General features: G+C 43.6%; 19 protein-coding genes. 9 read left to right on the top strand and 10 right to left on the bottom strand.

All coding sequences use genetic code 11. The annotated features are described in order from the left end of the window. Positions 1-7 precede the first annotated feature (7 nt). The gene (locus L1271_RS01250; protein WP_235366588.1) at positions 8-1,018 is read right to left on the bottom strand and encodes a hypothetical protein; all 1,011 of its coding nucleotides are present in this window, start codon (positions 1,016-1,018) and stop codon (positions 8-10) included. 155 nt (positions 1,019-1,173) lie between these two features. Between L1271_RS01250 and L1271_RS01245 the strand changes: the two genes are divergently transcribed. The 4 genes from L1271_RS01245 (at position 1,174) to L1271_RS01230 (ending at position 3,530) form a co-directional block, all read left to right on the top strand. After that, positions 1,174-1,491 (top strand): hypothetical protein, encoded by a 318-nt coding sequence (locus L1271_RS01245; protein ID WP_235366587.1) that lies wholly within the window; start codon positions 1,174-1,176, stop codon positions 1,489-1,491. A 32-nt stretch (positions 1,492-1,523) separates the two neighbouring features. After that, positions 1,524-2,258 (top strand): helix-turn-helix transcriptional regulator, encoded by a 735-nt coding sequence (locus L1271_RS01240; protein ID WP_235366586.1) that lies wholly within the window; start codon positions 1,524-1,526, stop codon positions 2,256-2,258. Between the two features lie 117 nt (positions 2,259-2,375). Beyond that, entirely contained in the window at positions 2,376-2,930 is a 555-nt protein-coding gene (locus L1271_RS01235) for a hypothetical protein (RefSeq protein WP_102057291.1), read from the top strand. Positions 2,931-3,242: 312 nt separating this feature from the next. Then, the gene (locus L1271_RS01230; RefSeq protein WP_010606223.1) at positions 3,243-3,530 is read left to right on the top strand and encodes a hypothetical protein; all 288 of its coding nucleotides are present in this window, start codon (positions 3,243-3,245) and stop codon (positions 3,528-3,530) included. A 128-nt stretch (positions 3,531-3,658) separates the two neighbouring features. Here L1271_RS01230 and L1271_RS01225 read toward each other — a convergent pair whose 3' ends face one another. Further along, on the bottom strand, positions 3,659-4,615 hold the full coding sequence (locus L1271_RS01225; protein WP_010606222.1) for a GlxA family transcriptional regulator: 957 nt from the start codon (positions 4,613-4,615) through the stop codon (positions 3,659-3,661). A gap of 94 nt (positions 4,616-4,709) precedes the next feature. On the opposite strand from L1271_RS01225, the gene L1271_RS01220 reads away from it, so the two are divergent. Together L1271_RS01220 and L1271_RS01215 are read left to right on the top strand one after the other, a co-directional pair. Then, positions 4,710-5,117, top strand: a complete 408-nt coding sequence (locus L1271_RS01220) for an MAPEG family protein (RefSeq protein WP_010606221.1) — start codon at positions 4,710-4,712, stop codon at positions 5,115-5,117. Positions 5,118-5,297: 180 nt separating this feature from the next. Continuing rightward, entirely contained in the window at positions 5,298-6,779 is a 1,482-nt protein-coding gene (locus L1271_RS01215) for a sensor domain-containing diguanylate cyclase (protein WP_235366585.1), read from the top strand. A 3-nt stretch (positions 6,780-6,782) separates the two neighbouring features. On the opposite strand, the gene L1271_RS01210 is transcribed toward L1271_RS01215, so the two are convergent. After that, positions 6,783-6,965 carry an alternative ribosome-rescue factor A gene (locus tag L1271_RS01210; protein ID WP_010606219.1) on the bottom strand — a complete coding sequence of 61 codons (183 nt, stop codon included), beginning with the start codon at positions 6,963-6,965 and terminating at the stop codon, positions 6,783-6,785. Positions 6,966-7,177: 212 nt separating this feature from the next. On the opposite strand from L1271_RS01210, the gene L1271_RS01205 reads away from it, so the two are divergent. Further along, a complete protein-coding gene (locus tag L1271_RS01205) occupies positions 7,178-8,185 on the top strand; it encodes an alpha/beta fold hydrolase (protein WP_235366584.1) in 1,008 nt (335 codons plus the stop codon). A gap of 249 nt (positions 8,186-8,434) precedes the next feature. After that, complete coding sequence (locus L1271_RS01200; protein ID WP_235366583.1) at positions 8,435-9,979, top strand: basic secretory protein-like protein; 1,545 nt, start codon at positions 8,435-8,437, stop codon at positions 9,977-9,979. Between the two features lie 87 nt (positions 9,980-10,066). On the opposite strand, the gene L1271_RS01195 is transcribed toward L1271_RS01200, so the two are convergent. From L1271_RS01195 to L1271_RS01175, 5 genes are all read right to left on the bottom strand, one after another. Then, the gene (locus L1271_RS01195) at positions 10,067-10,384 is read right to left on the bottom strand and encodes a hypothetical protein (RefSeq protein WP_010606216.1); all 318 of its coding nucleotides are present in this window, start codon (positions 10,382-10,384) and stop codon (positions 10,067-10,069) included. 9 nt (positions 10,385-10,393) lie between these two features. Beyond that, a complete protein-coding gene (gene bla / locus L1271_RS01190) occupies positions 10,394-11,116 on the bottom strand; it encodes a subclass B1 metallo-beta-lactamase (protein WP_235366582.1) in 723 nt (240 codons plus the stop codon). Positions 11,117-11,236: 120 nt separating this feature from the next. After that, on the bottom strand, positions 11,237-12,367 hold the full coding sequence (locus L1271_RS01185) for a sodium ion-translocating decarboxylase subunit beta (protein ID WP_010606214.1): 1,131 nt from the start codon (positions 12,365-12,367) through the stop codon (positions 11,237-11,239). Positions 12,368-12,377: 10 nt separating this feature from the next. Continuing rightward, a complete protein-coding gene (oadA, locus tag L1271_RS01180; protein ID WP_235366581.1) occupies positions 12,378-14,159 on the bottom strand; it encodes a sodium-extruding oxaloacetate decarboxylase subunit alpha in 1,782 nt (593 codons plus the stop codon). A gap of 12 nt (positions 14,160-14,171) precedes the next feature. Further along, the gene (locus tag L1271_RS01175) at positions 14,172-14,420 is read right to left on the bottom strand and encodes an OadG family protein (protein ID WP_010606212.1); all 249 of its coding nucleotides are present in this window, start codon (positions 14,418-14,420) and stop codon (positions 14,172-14,174) included. Positions 14,421-14,878: 458 nt separating this feature from the next. Between L1271_RS01175 and L1271_RS01170 the strand changes: the two genes are divergently transcribed. Beyond that, entirely contained in the window at positions 14,879-15,373 is a 495-nt protein-coding gene (locus tag L1271_RS01170) for a YcxB family protein (RefSeq protein WP_235366580.1), read from the top strand. Positions 15,374-15,450: 77 nt separating this feature from the next. Here the strand turns inward: L1271_RS01170 and csrA are convergent, their stop codons facing one another. Together csrA and L1271_RS01160 are read right to left on the bottom strand one after the other, a co-directional pair. After that, complete coding sequence (csrA, locus tag L1271_RS01165) at positions 15,451-15,636, bottom strand: carbon storage regulator CsrA (RefSeq protein WP_010375935.1); 186 nt, start codon at positions 15,634-15,636, stop codon at positions 15,451-15,453. 90 nt (positions 15,637-15,726) lie between these two features. Continuing rightward, positions 15,727-16,950 (bottom strand): aspartate kinase, encoded by a 1,224-nt coding sequence (locus tag L1271_RS01160; RefSeq protein ID WP_010606210.1) that lies wholly within the window; start codon positions 16,948-16,950, stop codon positions 15,727-15,729. Between the last annotated feature and the right edge of the window lie 6 nt (positions 16,951-16,956).

Below are 16,956 nucleotides of genomic sequence, written 5' to 3'. Positions count from 1 at the left end.
GCTCAGGTTACTCAGGTTGTGGTGCCTGTCCTTGCCAACTCCAACTTGGAAATAGTTCGCCATTCACGACGGCATTATTACCAGAAAACAGCGAGTGCGGCCTTTCTTGCGTTACCCAATTTGTCGCAGAGGAATGCTCCAACTCAAAAACCACGTTCCCAAAGAAGCTGTAAGGCCCTGACAAGGTCGAGTTTCTATAAGCAGCAAACAAAGTTTGGCCGCCCATCATCAGTTCGCCAACACTACTTTGCTGGTCGATTTCGGCGGCGCCTTTACTCCAGATCATCAATAGATTTATATGCGACTGCCCATCTGCTAAAAAGTAGCCATTTCCAGCAACTTGTACTGCGTCGAACTGGTTCCCTTGGGTACTTCTAGCATTGGCGGTGTCAAACACATATGCTGTCATTGCCTGATTGCCGGCTACAAATTCAGCAAAAGCGCCCCCTGCTATTTTCACTTTAGCTTGGTTTAGGTTACTTAAGTAAAGATTACTATTATCTGTCACGATATAGTGGTATTCATGCTCAGTACCTTGCACTTGAGTCACGACATTATCCAATCTTGCCATTCCCTGCGCCGTTACCGTTACGCTACTTTGCTGAGCAGTGCTGACAAGCCCTAAGTTATTGAGCTTAGCCGAGCCAGACTCCACTAATATGGTCGGCTGTACGCCGCTTAGCGCCGCAGTGATAACATCTTGGGTATTATCAGACCCAGTAATGGTGATACCAGGTCTCGTGATCTTAATTGGGCCCTGACATTGTCCTTGAATAGCAAAGGTAATTTCATCGACAGGCCAACTTACTTGCTCAACGGCACGTTTCAGTAAGCTGGGGTTAGTATGACAGTTGATAGCAAAAGTATACGACCCACTGACGCTTTGTGATGCGACTTGCTTTGCCAAGACATACAGCCTTTTGACATCGCTGTCATTTGTATCCTTTGCAAAAACATGGGAAGCGCAGATAGCGGATGCAACCAAACTGATTGCAAATATGCTTGTACTTAATTTCATTTCCTTATCCTTTACACGTTTAATCCTGCCAATTGCAGTACCCTAAATCCTAATACAGATCTAGATATAAAATGCACTGTATATTTAAACACTACTGACACTCCCTGACACAACATCGTGGTTTACTCTTTTTGAACTCAAAAAGGAGAAAGACCATGCAACAAAATGTCGTAGAGATTGTAAAATTTAAATTGGCTCTTGGTGCTACAGAGAGTGACATTATGGGTGTAAACCCAGCTTTTACCGAGTGGGTTGAACAGCAACCTGGGTTACTATATCGTTCGTTGACTAAAGACAGTCAGACTGACGAGTATTTAGATATTATTTATTGGCAATCGATGGAGCATGCTAAAGCGGTTTCGGCACAATTCCCAACAACCGAAGTATGCCAAAAATTAACGCAATACATAGACAGCGAGAGTGTCACCATTAGTCACAGTAATGTGCTCTCTCAAACCCCATGTAGCGGTTAATCAATCTGAGATTTGAATAACAAGGAAAACTCGTGCATAAATCAGAACGTCTCTTTCAGTTAGTGGATCTGCTCAAGGGTCGACGATTAGCGGTTACCGCTAAGTCATTGGCCGATCACTTTACGGTATCTGAGCGTACGATTTATCGCGATATTCAGGACTTACAAAGTTCTGGCGTGCCAATTGAGGGGGAAGCAGGTGTCGGCTATATTATTGGTGACTACCCACTGCCCCCTATGATGTTTAGCTATGATGAACTCACCGCATTATTACTTGGCAGTAAAATGGTTGGAGCATGGACGGATCCCGAACTAAGCGCACATGCAAAAGCAGCCATTGCCAAAATAGAGGCCGTGCTACCCGCTCACCTCAAACAACAGCATGACCACTCCCCTTATTTGGTTTCGAGTTTTAAACACGGACCACAACAACAATCCTTTAGCGCTACACTCAGGCTCGCCATTGCGGCTAAGCAGTGTGTACAACTTGAATATCAAGACGTTGCAAAGCAACAAACCCAGCGTATTATCGAGCCTCTCGGATTGGTTTATTGGGGTGGAAAGTGGACGCTGGTCGCATTTTGTCAGCTCCGCAGAGATTACCGTGAATTTCGCTTGGACCGTATCACCGCGATACATAAAAGTAAGCTGACCTTTACCGTAAGTCCTGATAAAAACCTCAACCATTACGTTGAACTAGTTAAGGCCAAATACGCCGAAGAAATTGCACAGCACCAATGCCAAGCGCCTGATAAAAGTAGCAACTAATTCTAAGCTCACTGCCCGATTCATATTTTGTTACTAATACTTGCGCATCTAAAATCAACCTTTTCAAACTGCACCGCGACTAATTTTGTAAATCAGACTTATTCCTTCGAGGTGCTTATGAAAACCACAAAATCAATACTCATTATTTCGGTAACACTGGCTTTGAGTGCCTGCATTGGCTACTCCAATGCAAATACAACCGAGCCGCAAACACAAGGCAGCTACCGGCTTATCGCTTACCAAGACTGTAACCCAATAATCAAACACACCATGGACGCCGAACAGGTGGCCGCATACAAAGCACTCAAAGCGGCAGAGCTTGATATCTCAGCTTCTGAGTTACCAATGAAAGATATTGAAGATAAGCTCGCACTGCTCAGCAAGGAAATGGAAGCCATTAGTAAAGAGGCGATACAAGAAGACGACGATCGACTTGTGATCAATAAAGCGCTACTGGCAAAACAAGAAGAAAAGGCCAAGCAAATTGAGGCAGTAATTGAAAGTCACGCAGCTAATTTTGATGCCATTGACGACTATGCCGAAAAAATCGAAGCCGCAGCAAATCGTTTTGATAAGGCGTTAAAACCCATAATCGGTGACTTAAAAGAGGTCAATATTAATATCATCGAACCCGGTGAAACCCCGAGTGCCCGTTGCCTCGCGTCAAGCTAAGCAAGTTGAACTGATTGAATGGAGGAAAATATTCCTCCAACTGTATTTGCTCATCACTTGCCTTACCATTTAGACAAATTGATATGGACTTTGACTGACAGGCGACTTTGAGCAAAATATGGCTACTTCATTAAATGCTTTATGCGTATTAGTTCACATATAAAGTATGTTATGTTTGTTCATGCTAGCCTCAGCTGTTTAGTTATTTAACAAATTAATTATGGCCTCGCTTTGTATTAAGCTAACCCACGAAAAAGAGAAGGCTAGCACAGTGTGGGAGTCATTATATCTATATATTTCGGAAGGTCGGCAGTGAATGATATTGAAAGGAATAAGTTAATCAAAACTAGCTGGGATTTGCATAGTTTGGTAGAAAGTAGCTACCTTGGCAATCCCGCTACCAAAGGCGATGAGGAATGGCTAGAAAAACAGCGTATTCTATTAGCTGACATGGCCATTCATTTATTACAAACGGCTATTCAGCCAGGTAACATAGAGCTTGATAAATTAAAAAATAATCTGCACTCGATTCTAACAATCACAGATCAATTTTTACCCCATTCAGGACTTAAAGAAGCAACAGAGAAACTTTACAAGTAAACATACAATACATGTCCAAGTTAGTATTGCCGTAGTTTGGTTTCCTGTAGTAGTCATGTTTTGCAGTTAACAATAGCGATAACAGCCGATGTTATTTATTGCACAAAGAGAAAGGTTAACACCCACTATTACGACCCTCTCACTCGATTAAGCGATTGGTTATAGTGCTTTTTGTATTGCTTCGCTAAAGCCTGACTGTCTTGGTAGCCAACCTGATTGGCTATCTGCTCCACACTCATATTAGTGCTATGCAATAGCTGTTTGGTGCGAACGAGTCGCGCAAGTCGCACGTACTCAAAAGGCGTCATACTCGTGTGCTGTTTAAAGCGTCGAATTAACGTACGCTCTGACATACAAGCATGTTTCGCAAGGCTCTGTAAGCTATGCGAAACATCGAGATTATCGCTGATATGATACTGTGCCTTAAGCAATTGCGCATCTCTATGTTGTAAAAAGCCACTGAGCTGCACAAACTCATTTTGACTCGCTTGCTCGTTTGGTATCGCCAGCCACGCGGCGATTGTTTTTGCCACTTCTGAACCCAGCACGTCGGTAATAAACCGCAGCATCAAGTGCAAGTAACTATGAGCTGCGCCCGCGGTATACACCATACCGCTTTGCTCTGTTACCTTTTGGCTGTTGGGCTTTAAAACGGGATAATATCGTGTAAAAAAAGGCGTAAGCCACCAGCTACACGTAAATTGTTTTTTATCCAACAATCCTGCTGTGGCTAAAAATGCGGTACCGCAACATCCGGCAAGTTGATAAGTCGCGGGATGAAATTCAATACCATGCTTGTTTAATTGTGCTTTGACTTGTTGGCATTGTTGCCACAACAAAGGCTCTGATGAAAAGTGACTGCCGAGCCAGATAACGACATCAGCATCAGCCAATGCGCTAAATTCAGCATGACAAACAAATTCTAAGCCTTGACTACTCATCACCGACTTTTGCCCTGAAAGCGCAACCGTCTGCCAGCAAAACACCGCCTTACCAGCGACTTTGTTTGCCACGTTCAATATATCAATCACGCCAGTTAATGCGCTCGCAAACACATGTTCAGGACAAAGCAAAATCACCTTCATGGCAATATCAAACCAAAATTAGTCATTATTGACACGATAAGTTAGCAATCAATCTAGTTAAAGTAAAACCTCTTTCAAATTCAGGAGCTTTACGATGTGGATCCATATTCCGGTTTTATTTTTGCTTAGCCTAACGCTGCTATTATTTCTTTTAACCGCAACGAGTAGAATTCGCGCAGTCAAAAATGGTGATATTGCACTTCAAGATATTCGCTATGTTGAAAAACACGCCTTCCCCGAGCGCATAAGATTATTAGGTAATAGCTATGACAGCCAGTTTCAGCAGCCGGTGTTATTTATCGCATTACTGATACTTTTGCATATTGAGCAAATGACGGGACAATTTTGGTTTGTGCTTAGCACCGTGTTTGTCGCAGCAAGATATTGGCACAGCTACGAGCACGTGCTAGGCAGCAATTTACGGTTACGAACCCTAGCATTTGGATTAAGTAGCTTTTGCTTGTTTTTTGCCTGGTTTAGCTTCTTGTTCGATAGAATGTAAAAAGTCACTGGTTAAAGGGATTTTACACTGGCTAAGTTACGTACAAGTTTGTTACATTAACCACAACAATAACCTTAGGTTTTGGTTGTGCTGCAGTCTAGGTTGAATGGCGTCAAAATACACAGCAACTTTAGTGGGAAGCTTACGCTCCTACTCGCTGTTATTTACGGCGCCGTATTTTTGTTTAGCCCCTCAATTTTTGCGCTTGATGACAATTGCTCGCTCACGACCGCTCACGACGACTCAATTTTGCTTACTATCAATACCACGTCTTATAGCAAAATTGAACGCGGCAACAATACCGTCTCGATAGCCTGCAATTTACATGAAGACAGCGTTTTTTCATTTGTAGATGTTGGCCTTAATCACTATCAGTGGCGAGTCAACGCCCCTTTGCCCGCTAAGTTCTCACAACCCGCATTTATCATTCCAAAAGGTAAGTACACAGCAACCTTAAGCTTGGATTCTATGCAAATTCATACGCCAAGATTTGGGCTGATGAGCATGGGGAAATTTATTTGGGAAAGTCAAAAAAGCAGCCTAGTCATGGGCGCATTTTATGGCCTTTGTTTTACCTTAATTTGCTATGTATTGATCATGGGTAGTCGCCTCAATGATCCTATATTTAGGCTTTACGGCGCTTATATCTTCTGCCTTTGTGGATTTGTATTATTCCAAGAAGGGCAATTAAATCTTTTTGTTTCATCTCAGTATAAGCCATTACTCAAACACGCATATTTACTTAGTATTGGTCTCACTGTGGTTTCGGCAACCTGGTTTATGTTGAGTATCCTACTTGTTGACAAACAGTGGCCAAAACTCGTGTTGTTACTTAAAAGTGCCGCGGGTATCGTGATGATCCTGAGCATACTTAAAATTCCCACTCAACAAGCACAAGTGTCTTACTTATTAAGCCAAATTATGGCCTATATCACCCTCGTTATTGTCGCCACTATCTTTGTGCTATCTGCTCTTCAAACCAAGCGTAAAATTGGCGAAGCAAGTTTGGTTTTTGCGGCACTGAGCCTAGTATTAGTCGGTATGGTATTTCGCGTGCTGTTAGTGGGATATAGCCCATTTATGCAGCGGTATGCACTTATTTTTGCGTTTGCCATTGAGTCTTTACTTCTTGCCGTTGCGGTATCTAAACGCATTGGACGGCTCAGACAGCAAAAGCAACAAGCTGAAAATGAAGCAAATTATGATCAATTGTGCGCCATTTTTAACCGTCGAGGCTGGTACAAACAAGCCAACGTGTTAGTCGAGCAATTTAATAAACGTGGTGGTGTTTTGGCATTATTTTACATTGACTTAGATAAGTTTAAGTTGATTAATGACCAATTTGGTCACGATGCTGGAGATAAGGCGCTTGCCCATGTTGCGACGTTTTTGTCATCAAGTATCAGAAAACAAGATATTGTAGGACGCCTAGGTGGCGATGAGTTTGCAGCCCTGTGCTTATTTGACGACACACAGTCTGCAGAAGAAAAAGCACAACAGCTGCAACAACAGCTCAATACCTTGCAATTTAGTCATGGAAAACAAGAGGTAGCAATTCAAGGTAGTGTCGGGCGAGCATTTTCCCAACACCCGATAACAGATATCAGCGACTTAATCGCACAAGCTGACAAGCAAATGTATCAGCAAAAAACCTTATCTTAAAGCTTAGGCTGCCTTAAGGTAAGGCTCTTGGCCTTTGTGCTTTACGCTCCGTTGATAACTACCTTTGCCTTTTTTACTTTTTTCAACTTTCGCCTTAAACAACGGGCTGGTTACCAACGCTTTTAATGCGTTGTCTTTAATTTCACCACGCTGATGAGCATGCTGAAGTTTGCTTTTTTTAGTCATGACTTACTCCAAATAAGAATCATATAAATTGATAGTGTTGATGCATAATTTCAGACCATCAACAAGCGCGAATATTAACCTAAATGTTTTAAAGCGCAATGGCTTTTAGCAATAAATTTTCGTCTTTTTTGACTGCTATTTTAAAGTTAAGTTCATACCTACGCTCTATACTTAAATGCAGCCCTTTCAAGTCAAGCTAAACATTCGCGACAATGACCGATATCGAGATTGCAACCGGGATCAGCATACATTATCAGGATGAGGGGGTGCCTCACGCCCCCGTTATTATTTTGATAATGGGTCTTGGGGCACAAATGACGATTTGGCCCGATGAATTGTACTTTGGGCTAGTCAATAAAGGTTTTCGGGTGATCCGTTTTGATAATCGCGACACGGGATTGTCGAGCCACTTGGACCATTTAGGTTCACCGAGTGTGATAAAAACCATGCTGAGCAAAAAACTTCCTATTCGCGCTTCTGTTCCCTATATCCTAGAAGATATGGCCGAAGATGTTGTCGCTTTGATGGCAGGACTTAAGATTAAACGCGCCCACCTTGTTGGTGCTTCTATGGGCGGGATGATTGCACAAATCGTTGCTGCTAAGCATAAAAAGAAAGTGGTAAGTTTGACCTCAATTATGTCAACCTCAGCGTATCCCAAGTTTACCGCAGCAAATGTAAAAGTCATGCTGCAACTAGCAAAAGCACGGCCAAAGTCAGACTGCCACCAATCTGCTATTCAATACAATATAAAACTCAACCAGCTGATCGGCAGTCCTGCTTACCCTCAAGACGAAGGGACGCTACATCAACAAGCCAAACACAGTATTGAACGCGCGCATAACCCGCAAGGATTTAAGCGTCAGCTTGCAGCGATTGTCGCAAGCCAATGTCGCAAGCACACGCTGGCAAAGATAAAAACGCCTACACTTGTTATCCATGGTACCGACGACCCTATTTTCCCCGCGGCCGCTGGCCAGCAAACCGCCGCGACTATTCGCAAATCCAAACTAAAACTGGTCAATGGGATGGGTCATGACTTCCCTCCAATGCTCATGCAGAAGATTGCCAAATGGGTGGCAAAACACGTAACTAAAGCAGAGCGAAAGCGATTAAAAAAGAAACAGCGCAAACAAAATGCTGTCCAGGAGACTACAGATAAAAAAGTCCCGAAAAATCAATCAAACACGCCCCAACAAAACACAGTTCAAAATAAATAACATTCCCTAACATCACGCCCTGTAAAGCCTGAAAGTGCTAGCCTTCGCATCGTAATTCAACCTAAATCAGGAACACCAATTCTATCCTTATCGTTAAATTAAAGTAAATTTCCATTTGACAAACGCACATAAAAGCAACAACAATTAAACCGTTCCAAACTCATTTGGACGCCAAAATAAAAATAGCCATGGATACAACATCAACAGATATCTACCCACAAAAAGTGGAACGATACAAAAGAGGTCAACATGAACATCATTATAGCTAAAACGCGATTCCAACGTTCTTTTATAGCAGCCGCTTTAGTGAGCCTAGGCTTAAGCTCGGCGCACGCAAACAGCGATCTGACAACTGCCAATGCCGCTGCTATCAGCGTTTCAGGAGAAAACCAACCCTATGAGGGCAAAGTCAACGCATTTGATAATAACCACTACAGCAAATGGCTTACTTTTTCAGCTTCCGGTTGGATAAGTTATGCGTTTAGCGAAGCGGTGAATTTAACAGCTTACACCCTCACTTCTGCGAACGATGCGCCACAAAGAGATCCCAAAAATTGGACGCTTCAAGGCTCTCAAGACGGTCAAGTGTGGTTTACTATAGATTCGCAAAACAATCAAAGTTTTGCTTCGAGACATCAAACTAAGCAGTTCAATGTCAGTACCAATCAAGCGTACCGCTTTGTGCGCTTAAATGTCACCGCAACGCAAGGTGCCAATTTATTACAGCTTGCAGAAATCGAATTTATCGGTGCTCCGGCAAACGGTGGTACAACCTTGCCATTTAACCAAAATGGCAGCGTTACCCCTGGCCAATGGGCACATTTTGGGCCATTTACAAGCTCAGCTCCTATCACAGCAACCTTGACTGGCAGCGGTGATGCGGATCTATACCTAAAAGCAAATAGCCAACCGACCACCGCAAGTTATGACTGCCAAAGTATCAATGATGCCAGCTCCAACGAGCGCTGCGATATAAGCTCAAATGCGCCGGTTTATGTTTCTGTATACGGTTTCCAAAGCGCCAATTATGAATTAGCCGTCAGTAGCGATAGCACACCACCAAACGACACGTGGCAACGTCCGGAAGTAAACTTTGTTGATGTAAATCCTGAAACACGAGGCTCAGCATTATTTAAACGGATCATACCAAACCCAGCTGCACACATGGCCGAACGCTGTGTGGATGTAGCAAAAGTGCTATACCGCGACGCCAGTGAATCCCAGCGTTTTAGAAAATTGCAGTTTGAGTTGAGAGCCAAAGATCATTGGGGTAAGGATTTCGTTGCCTATAAGATGGGGCAAGACGGTTCGGGTGAGATGACTATCGTCGTTAGCACCGCGCACTTAGAACGTATTTATCGCGATAATAATAACAACGATGCCGTGATCCGTGATGAAATCGACGGCATTTTATTCCACGAAGTCACCCATGGTTACAATAACTCGCCGCTGACTCATGACAGCTATGGTGATGGCAAGGCAAACTGGGCATACACCGAAGGTCTAGCTGATGCCGTGCGGATCGGTGCTGGTTTTCATAAGTCACGCTCACCAGATATCATCAACGCTAAACGCTGGCTTAGTGGCTACACCACAACTGGGTTTTTCTTGCATTACGTCAAACAACAGCACGACTCTGAGTTTATCTACAAGTTTAATAAAGCGGCGAAAGATATGGGTAATTATACCTGGTCATTTGATGCTGCATTTCAACATATCTTGGGCCGAAGTGTTGAAGATGTTTGGAACGAATATGTCGCCTTTATCCAAAATGGCGGACAGCTGGAGTATTAATTTTTAAAATAGTAACTCTGCCACGTAAAAGGGTCTAAGAAATTTCTCTGAGAAACTCCTCTATGAGACTCCTTTACGTGGTATTCGTTATTTTTGTAACGCCTGCTCGTGGGACATTGTTTTTAGTTTAATCGCGAGGCCACAGGAGAAGTAGATCTTCACCACTCCAACAATGATCAAATGAAAGTTTGGGTGGGAAAGCAAATCTAAGTCATAGATATAGGCTGCTTTTATTGGCGCGTCGCCATTTTCTATCATGGCGATTAGCCAATGATAGATTGCAATCCCCTCTTTGATAACCCCAAGCACTATCAAGGCTACGCCCGTTAAAAACAACAAGCGACAATACCACAGCGCAGTTTCTAAACCCGGACAGCGTAAATTACGAAATGGAATAAATTTCATGTCAGTCCTTTAGTTACCTTTTGATTGCTCGATTTTGATTAGCTTAACGGTATGGTGCAACAAAGATAAATCCCCTTCTTTACCATGCCCTGGAATAACCATGTTTGCTTCCGGATATCGGCTCAATACCTTGTGTATAGACGCTTGCCACTCATCAACCGAAGCATCCTCCAAGTTACCTAAATTTTTACTCACCACACTTTTCACAAAGCATCCTGCGAATAAAATCTTAGATTGTGGCAGCCACACGACAATATTATCTTTCGAGTGTCCTGCACCTGGGTAATAGGTTTCAACGACACCTGACTTTATTGCTGCTGAGGCTTGCGGCAAATTATGTGACGCGATAGCGCTGTGTTTTTGGGCTAATAGATGGTTAGTTTGGGCTGATGCATAGGTTGGGATCTGATGTTTATTTAATACCGCTAGGCCACCGCTTGCATCTTGATGATAATGCGTGACCACCGCCCCTTTAATATTGAGCTTGCGGTCCTCGGCCCACAATAGCAGTGCTTCTGTGTCTTGCTCGGTCCAAGGTGTATCAACAATGTAAGCATCTTGACCGTCGACCACAATCAGCCCAGAGCCTGCCACTAACCCCCAAGGTTCAACGTGTAGCGAAGATTCATGTTTATAAACATGCTCTGCTATCGGTGTTACCACTAAAGTCGATGTTTCCGTTGCAACTGTCACACAGGGTAACAAAAATAAGAAAGGAGCTAAAAACTTCATCTGAAGTTGTTCGTGTTAATTAAAAGTGACGAAAGACTATCAAGTTCAAGAATATAAAGTCCAGAAATAAAAATGCGCGGCAACCTAAAATCGCCACGCAAATGGTTGGAGAAGTGTAAATTAGCCTACCAGTGCAAGCAAAATACCAGCAGCAACCGCACTGCCTAATACACCCGCGACATTGGGGCCCATCGCATGCATCAGCAAGAAATTATGCGGATTGCTTTCAAGGCCAACCTTATTGACCACACGCGCCGCCATCGGGACTGCGGATACCCCAGCAGCGCCAACTAACGGATTAATGGGGGTATCACTAAATCTATTCATGGTTTTAGCCATTAATACACCTGCTGCGGTACCAATTCCAAATGCCACGGCACCTAGTGCTAAAATCCCCAACGTCTCAACCGTTAAGAATTGATCAGCTGCCAACTTTGAGCCCACCGCCAAACCGAGGAAAATGGTGGTGATATTAATCAACTCGTTTTGCGCCGTTTTACTCAAGCGGTCTACTACACCACACTCTTTCATCAAGTTACCCAAACAGAACATACCAACCAAAGGTGTTGCAGCAGGTAAAAACAGTATCGTTAGGCCCAGTACCGCCAGAGGAAATAGGATTTTTTCGGTTTTTGATACATGGCGTAGCTGTGGCATCGCAATCTGGCGCTCTTCTTGCGTCGTGAGTGCTTTCATGATTGGTGGTTGAATAATTGGCACCAACGCCATATACGAATAGGCTGCCACCGCAATTGCCCCTAGTAACTCTGGTGCAAGCTTAGACGCGAGGAAGATCGCAGTTGGACCATCTGCACCGCCAATAATGGCGATTGCAGAGGCGTCTTGCAGGGTAAATTCAAAACCCGGAATATAGTTCAGCAATATAGCCCCAAACAAGGTGGCAAAGATCCCAAATTGAGCTGCGGCACCAAGCAACAGCATCTTGGGGTTAGCTATCAAAGCACTAAAGTCCGTCATCGCACCCACCCCCATAAAGATCAGTAAGGGGAATACTCCGCTGTCTATACCTATGTAATACACGTAGTATAAAAGCCCACCAGGATCGGCAAGCCCAGCGACAGGAATATTCGTGAGTATGGCACCAAAGCCAATAGGCACCAATAGCAACGGCTCAAAGCCTTTGGCGATCGCAAGATACAAAAGTCCGCAGCCCACAGCCATCATGCAAAGTGCAGGCACGGTGAAGTTGGCAAGTCCTGTTGCTTGCCATAAATTAAGTAACCCTTCCATCACGACATCCTTATGCTAAAGACATGATGGCATCGCCAGCACTGACGGAGTCGCCTTCAGAGACGAGTAGCTCCGCGACTTGCCCACTGTGTGTTGCGCGCACCTCGGTTTCCATTTTCATGGCTTCCATGATGAGTACCACATCGCCTTCTTGCACCTCATCTCCTGCGCGCACCATAAGCTTAAAGATGTTGCCAGCAAGTGGCGCATTCAAAGTTTCACTGGAGCTTACCGAGGTTGACTGAGGAATAAGCTCACTGTCTTTGACTTGTACTTCTTGTAACTCTCCACCCGGCGCAACCATCACATCGTATACTTTGCCATCCACTTTTACGCTGTAACGCTCACTAGTTGATGACTTGGCTTTAGCAGGCGTCGCTGCAGCTTTTTGCTCTTTGCTTTCAACAAGCGTCGGTTTTGGCTCAAACGCATCTGGATTATTGCGATTTTTCAGGAATTTAAGGCCAATCTGCGGGAATAATGCATAGGTAAGCACATCATCAATAACCTCGTCGGCTAAGGTAATTTGCTCCTCTTTTGCCGTCGCGACTAACTCGCTTTGTAAACTATCCAGCTCAGGTTCAATTAAGTCTGCAGGACGGCAGGTAATAGGCTCTGCGCCTTCAAGCACGCGTTGTTGCAAAGCTTGGTCGACTTGCGCTGGTGTCGCTCCATATTCGCCTTTCAGCACGCCAGCAGTTTCTTTGGTTATAGACTTGTAACGCTCACCAGTAAGTACGTTTAATACCGCTTGCGTCCCGACAATCTGTGAGGTTGGTGTTACCAGCGGTAAGTAGCCAAGTTCTTTACGCACACTTGGAATTTCTTTTAGTACTGCGTCAAGCTTGTCACCTGCACCTTGCTCTCGCAGTTGATTTTCCATATTTGTTAACATGCCACCAGGCACTTGTGCAGATAGAATACGACCATCGACCCCTTTCAAGCTGCCCTCAAAAGCTGCATATTTCTTTCTCACTTCACGGAAATAGGCTGCAACCTCTTCAAGCTCAAGTAAGTCCAGCCCGGTATCACGTTCTGTGCCTTCCACAATCGCCGCGATAGTTTCTGTTGCGCTATGACCATAGGTCATACTCATCGAAGAAATCGCCGTATCGAGCATATCGATACCCGCATCTATGGCTTTTTGATAAGTTGCAGTACTGAGCCCTGTGGTTGCATGGCACTGCATTGCGATAGGAATAGAGACGGACGCTTTAAGCCCAGAGATTAACTTTTCGGCATCATAGGGTTTCAGTAATCCAGCCATGTCCTTGATACAAATGGAATGACAGCCTAAGTCTTCGAGCTGCTTGGCCTGCGTGAGCCACATTTCCAGCGTATGAACAGGGCTTACGGTGTACGAAATCGTGCCCTGCGCATGCGCGCCCACTTTGATGGCCGCTTTAATAGCCGTTTCTAAGTTGCGCACGTCGTTCATTGCATCGAATATTCTAAATACATCTACCCCGTTATGGTGGGCACGTTCAACAAACTTTTCGACAACATCATCAGCATAATGACGATAGCCCAATAGATTCTGACCACGCAGTAGCATTTGCTGTTTGGTTTTTGGCATTGCAGCTTTCAGTGCACGGATCCGCTCCCATGGATCTTCGCCTAAATAGCGAATACACGAGTCGAAGGTTGCTCCCCCCCATGATTCAACAGACCAGTAGCCCATATTGTCGAGCTTCTCAGCGATAGGAAGCATATCTTCCAAGCGCATTCTGGTGGCGAGTAATGACTGATGCGCATCGCGCAGCACTAATTCGGTTAGCTTTAACTGTGACATGCAAAACCCCTATTAATTGTTTTTTCTGTAGGCTGCAACGGCAGCGCTAATGGCTGCAATATGTGCCTGTGGCACACCCTGTGACGATGTTGCTCTGGTTGTTTTTGATCTTGTGGTACTTGGCTCTACTTCTTTAAATTGAGCAGCAAAGTTGGCCAACAGTCGCATCGCAAAAATCAAAATGGACAGAAAAACAAAAACACCAACCATACCGGTCAGCATAAGATTTCCTGCTTGCAGTAGCTGCGCTCCAATATCCATTTTTACCCCTTACTTGCTGTTTGGTTTTCCTATTCGATGTTAACGAACTGGTATAAACCTTCACTTTTTATAGATATTTATTCACCTTATAACAAAAAATGTTCCACTGTAAAGCCTGCTGTAAATTGGTATTACCAAAACACTTAACTTACAAATAATCAGTTAGTTAGCTAGGAAAGCACTAATAAATATGGAAAACCAACGTAATAAATATGAAAAATATTCAAAATAGCGCCAACTAATACTGAGATCCTAATGAATATAGAAAGGATTTTTGATTACGCAAGATAAATTGTAAATTGGACTGACCAATGATTAACGTTTACGTAAACGTCATACTGTATAGCACGTATTTCGCTGGATATAGCAAAAGGGAACTGCAAACAATTTATTCGCGTTACAGCTTTTTCAATATAGATGGGTATAATAATGGGAAATTTTTACCACAACGAACGTCTATGCCCTCCATTGAACAAAATGAAAATTTATCTTTTCAAAGCCAATTTAAGTTAGATAAAGCCTATTATCGAGAGTGTTTTGAAGAATCTGAAGCCAATGGACTTGCTGTTAAGCCGAAATATGGCTTGCTTGTACTGCTAATTGCATTGGGGCTGTTTGCTATTTACGGGGTGCAGGAGCACTACGTCGGGAACTTTCTTATTCTATTGGCTGTGGTTGAATGCGTCGCTTTCTATTATCGTAAAGCTTGGTGGGTGATAAGACAGTCGTATTCTCGCGCTGCTGGCAATGTCGTCAAAGTTTCAATCACTAAAACTGGTATTAGCACCAAAGCGACACATGCCGAATTTTCTTACCCATTTGACGACTTAGATAAACTCGTTGAAACGAGTAGAGGTTTTTTGGTATTTCACCAAAACAAACCGAGCTATATCAGTAAATCTGGACTTAACGAAGAAGCGATTGCTTTTTTGTCTGGGCAAAGCCAGAAATAAGAAACCCCGCAGTGGCGGGGTTTTTTTTATGCCAGTCAAACTATGTTAACTAACATCGTAATTCAATATTTGGTCAATTACATATTGCCCGGGCTAGATTTCTCAGCCTGAATTCGCATGTAAATTTCTTCACGGTGAACTGAAACATCTTTAGGCGCATTTACACCAATACGTACTTGGTTACCTTTAACACCTAGTACTGTTACAGTCACTTCATCACCAATCATCAGGGTTTCACCTACTCGACGAGTTAGTATTAGCATTCTCTTGCTCCTGTTATTCCAAAATTTAAAAGATTCCGCGTCAAATCCATTTTAAATAAAAGTTCCTAGAAAAGTAAGCAAAAACTTCTTTTACTCAGTACTTTCCAATTCGAATTTGGCATGTAAAGCCCGTACAGCTAGCTCTAAATATTTTTCTTCTACCAGTGCCGAGATTTTTATCTCTGATGTAGATACTAATAGAGTGTGAATATTTTCTTCGGCCAATGCCATAAAAAAGAGACCAGCAACACCTGAATGAGATTTCATCCCGATGCCAACCGCTGAGATTTTTGCCACGTTAGCATTAACCTCTACGGTTGCGCCACCTAAATTTTGTGCATGTTGCGCTAAAACTTCTTCCGCCAGAATACAATCATTTGTGTGCACAGTAAAAGCATAGTCTATTTTTTTCTCACTGTGGTTCAAATGGTTAATCATATCGACTTCGATATTATGCTCACCAAGAAGAGAAAGTATATTGGCAAGATTACTAGGTTTTGCATCTACATTGTTAACTAAGATAAGCGCTTCGTCTTTGACACTCGCTACCCCAGAGACCACTTTAGTATTTTTCATCTTACCTTCCTCATAGCTAATTAAGGTGCCGTTGTCAGGAGAAAACGAAGAAAGTACACGCAGTGGTACATTATATCGACCAGCCGCTTCAACCGAACGGATCTGCAAAACTTTAGCGCCCACACTGGCCAGCTCCAACATCTCAGGAAAAGTAATATGTGATAAACGCCTTGCATTTGGCTCTATGCGCGGATCGGTAGTATAAACGCCATCGACATCAGTATATATCTGACATTCGTCTGCTTGCAAAGCCCCTGCGATTTCAACTGCTGAGGTATCTGTACCACCACGCCCCAACGTGGTGATATTGCCTTCTTCATCGCGCCCTTGAAATCCGGCAATAATGGTTATTCGGTTATGCTCAAGCTCTTGCTTTAAGCGAGTCGTGTCTATTTCTGTGATCCGCGCTTTAGAGAACATGTTATCGGTTTTAATACCAACCTGATCGGCAAGTAAGCTCACGGCAGAATGCCCACGCTTAATGATGGCCATCGCCAATAACGCAATAGAAACTTGTTCGCCGGTGGTGATCAATACATCTAGCTCACGAGAACTCGGACGTGCATCGATTTGTTGGGCAAGGGAAATGAGACGATTTGTCTCGCCTGACATTGCAGACAACACGACCACCACTTGGTGGCCTTGTTGTTGTGTTTTGATAACGTGTTCGGCAACCGCCTCAATACGCTCTACCGAACCTACCGAGGTGCCGCCAAACTTTTGTACAATCAGCGCCACTTGCTG

Source organism: Pseudoalteromonas sp. OF5H-5, from assembly GCF_021530695.1.
Lineage (GTDB): Bacteria > Pseudomonadota > Gammaproteobacteria > Enterobacterales > Alteromonadaceae > Pseudoalteromonas.
Note: the sequence above shows the minus strand (reverse complement) of the source record. Positions and strands in the feature narration are given on the sequence as shown.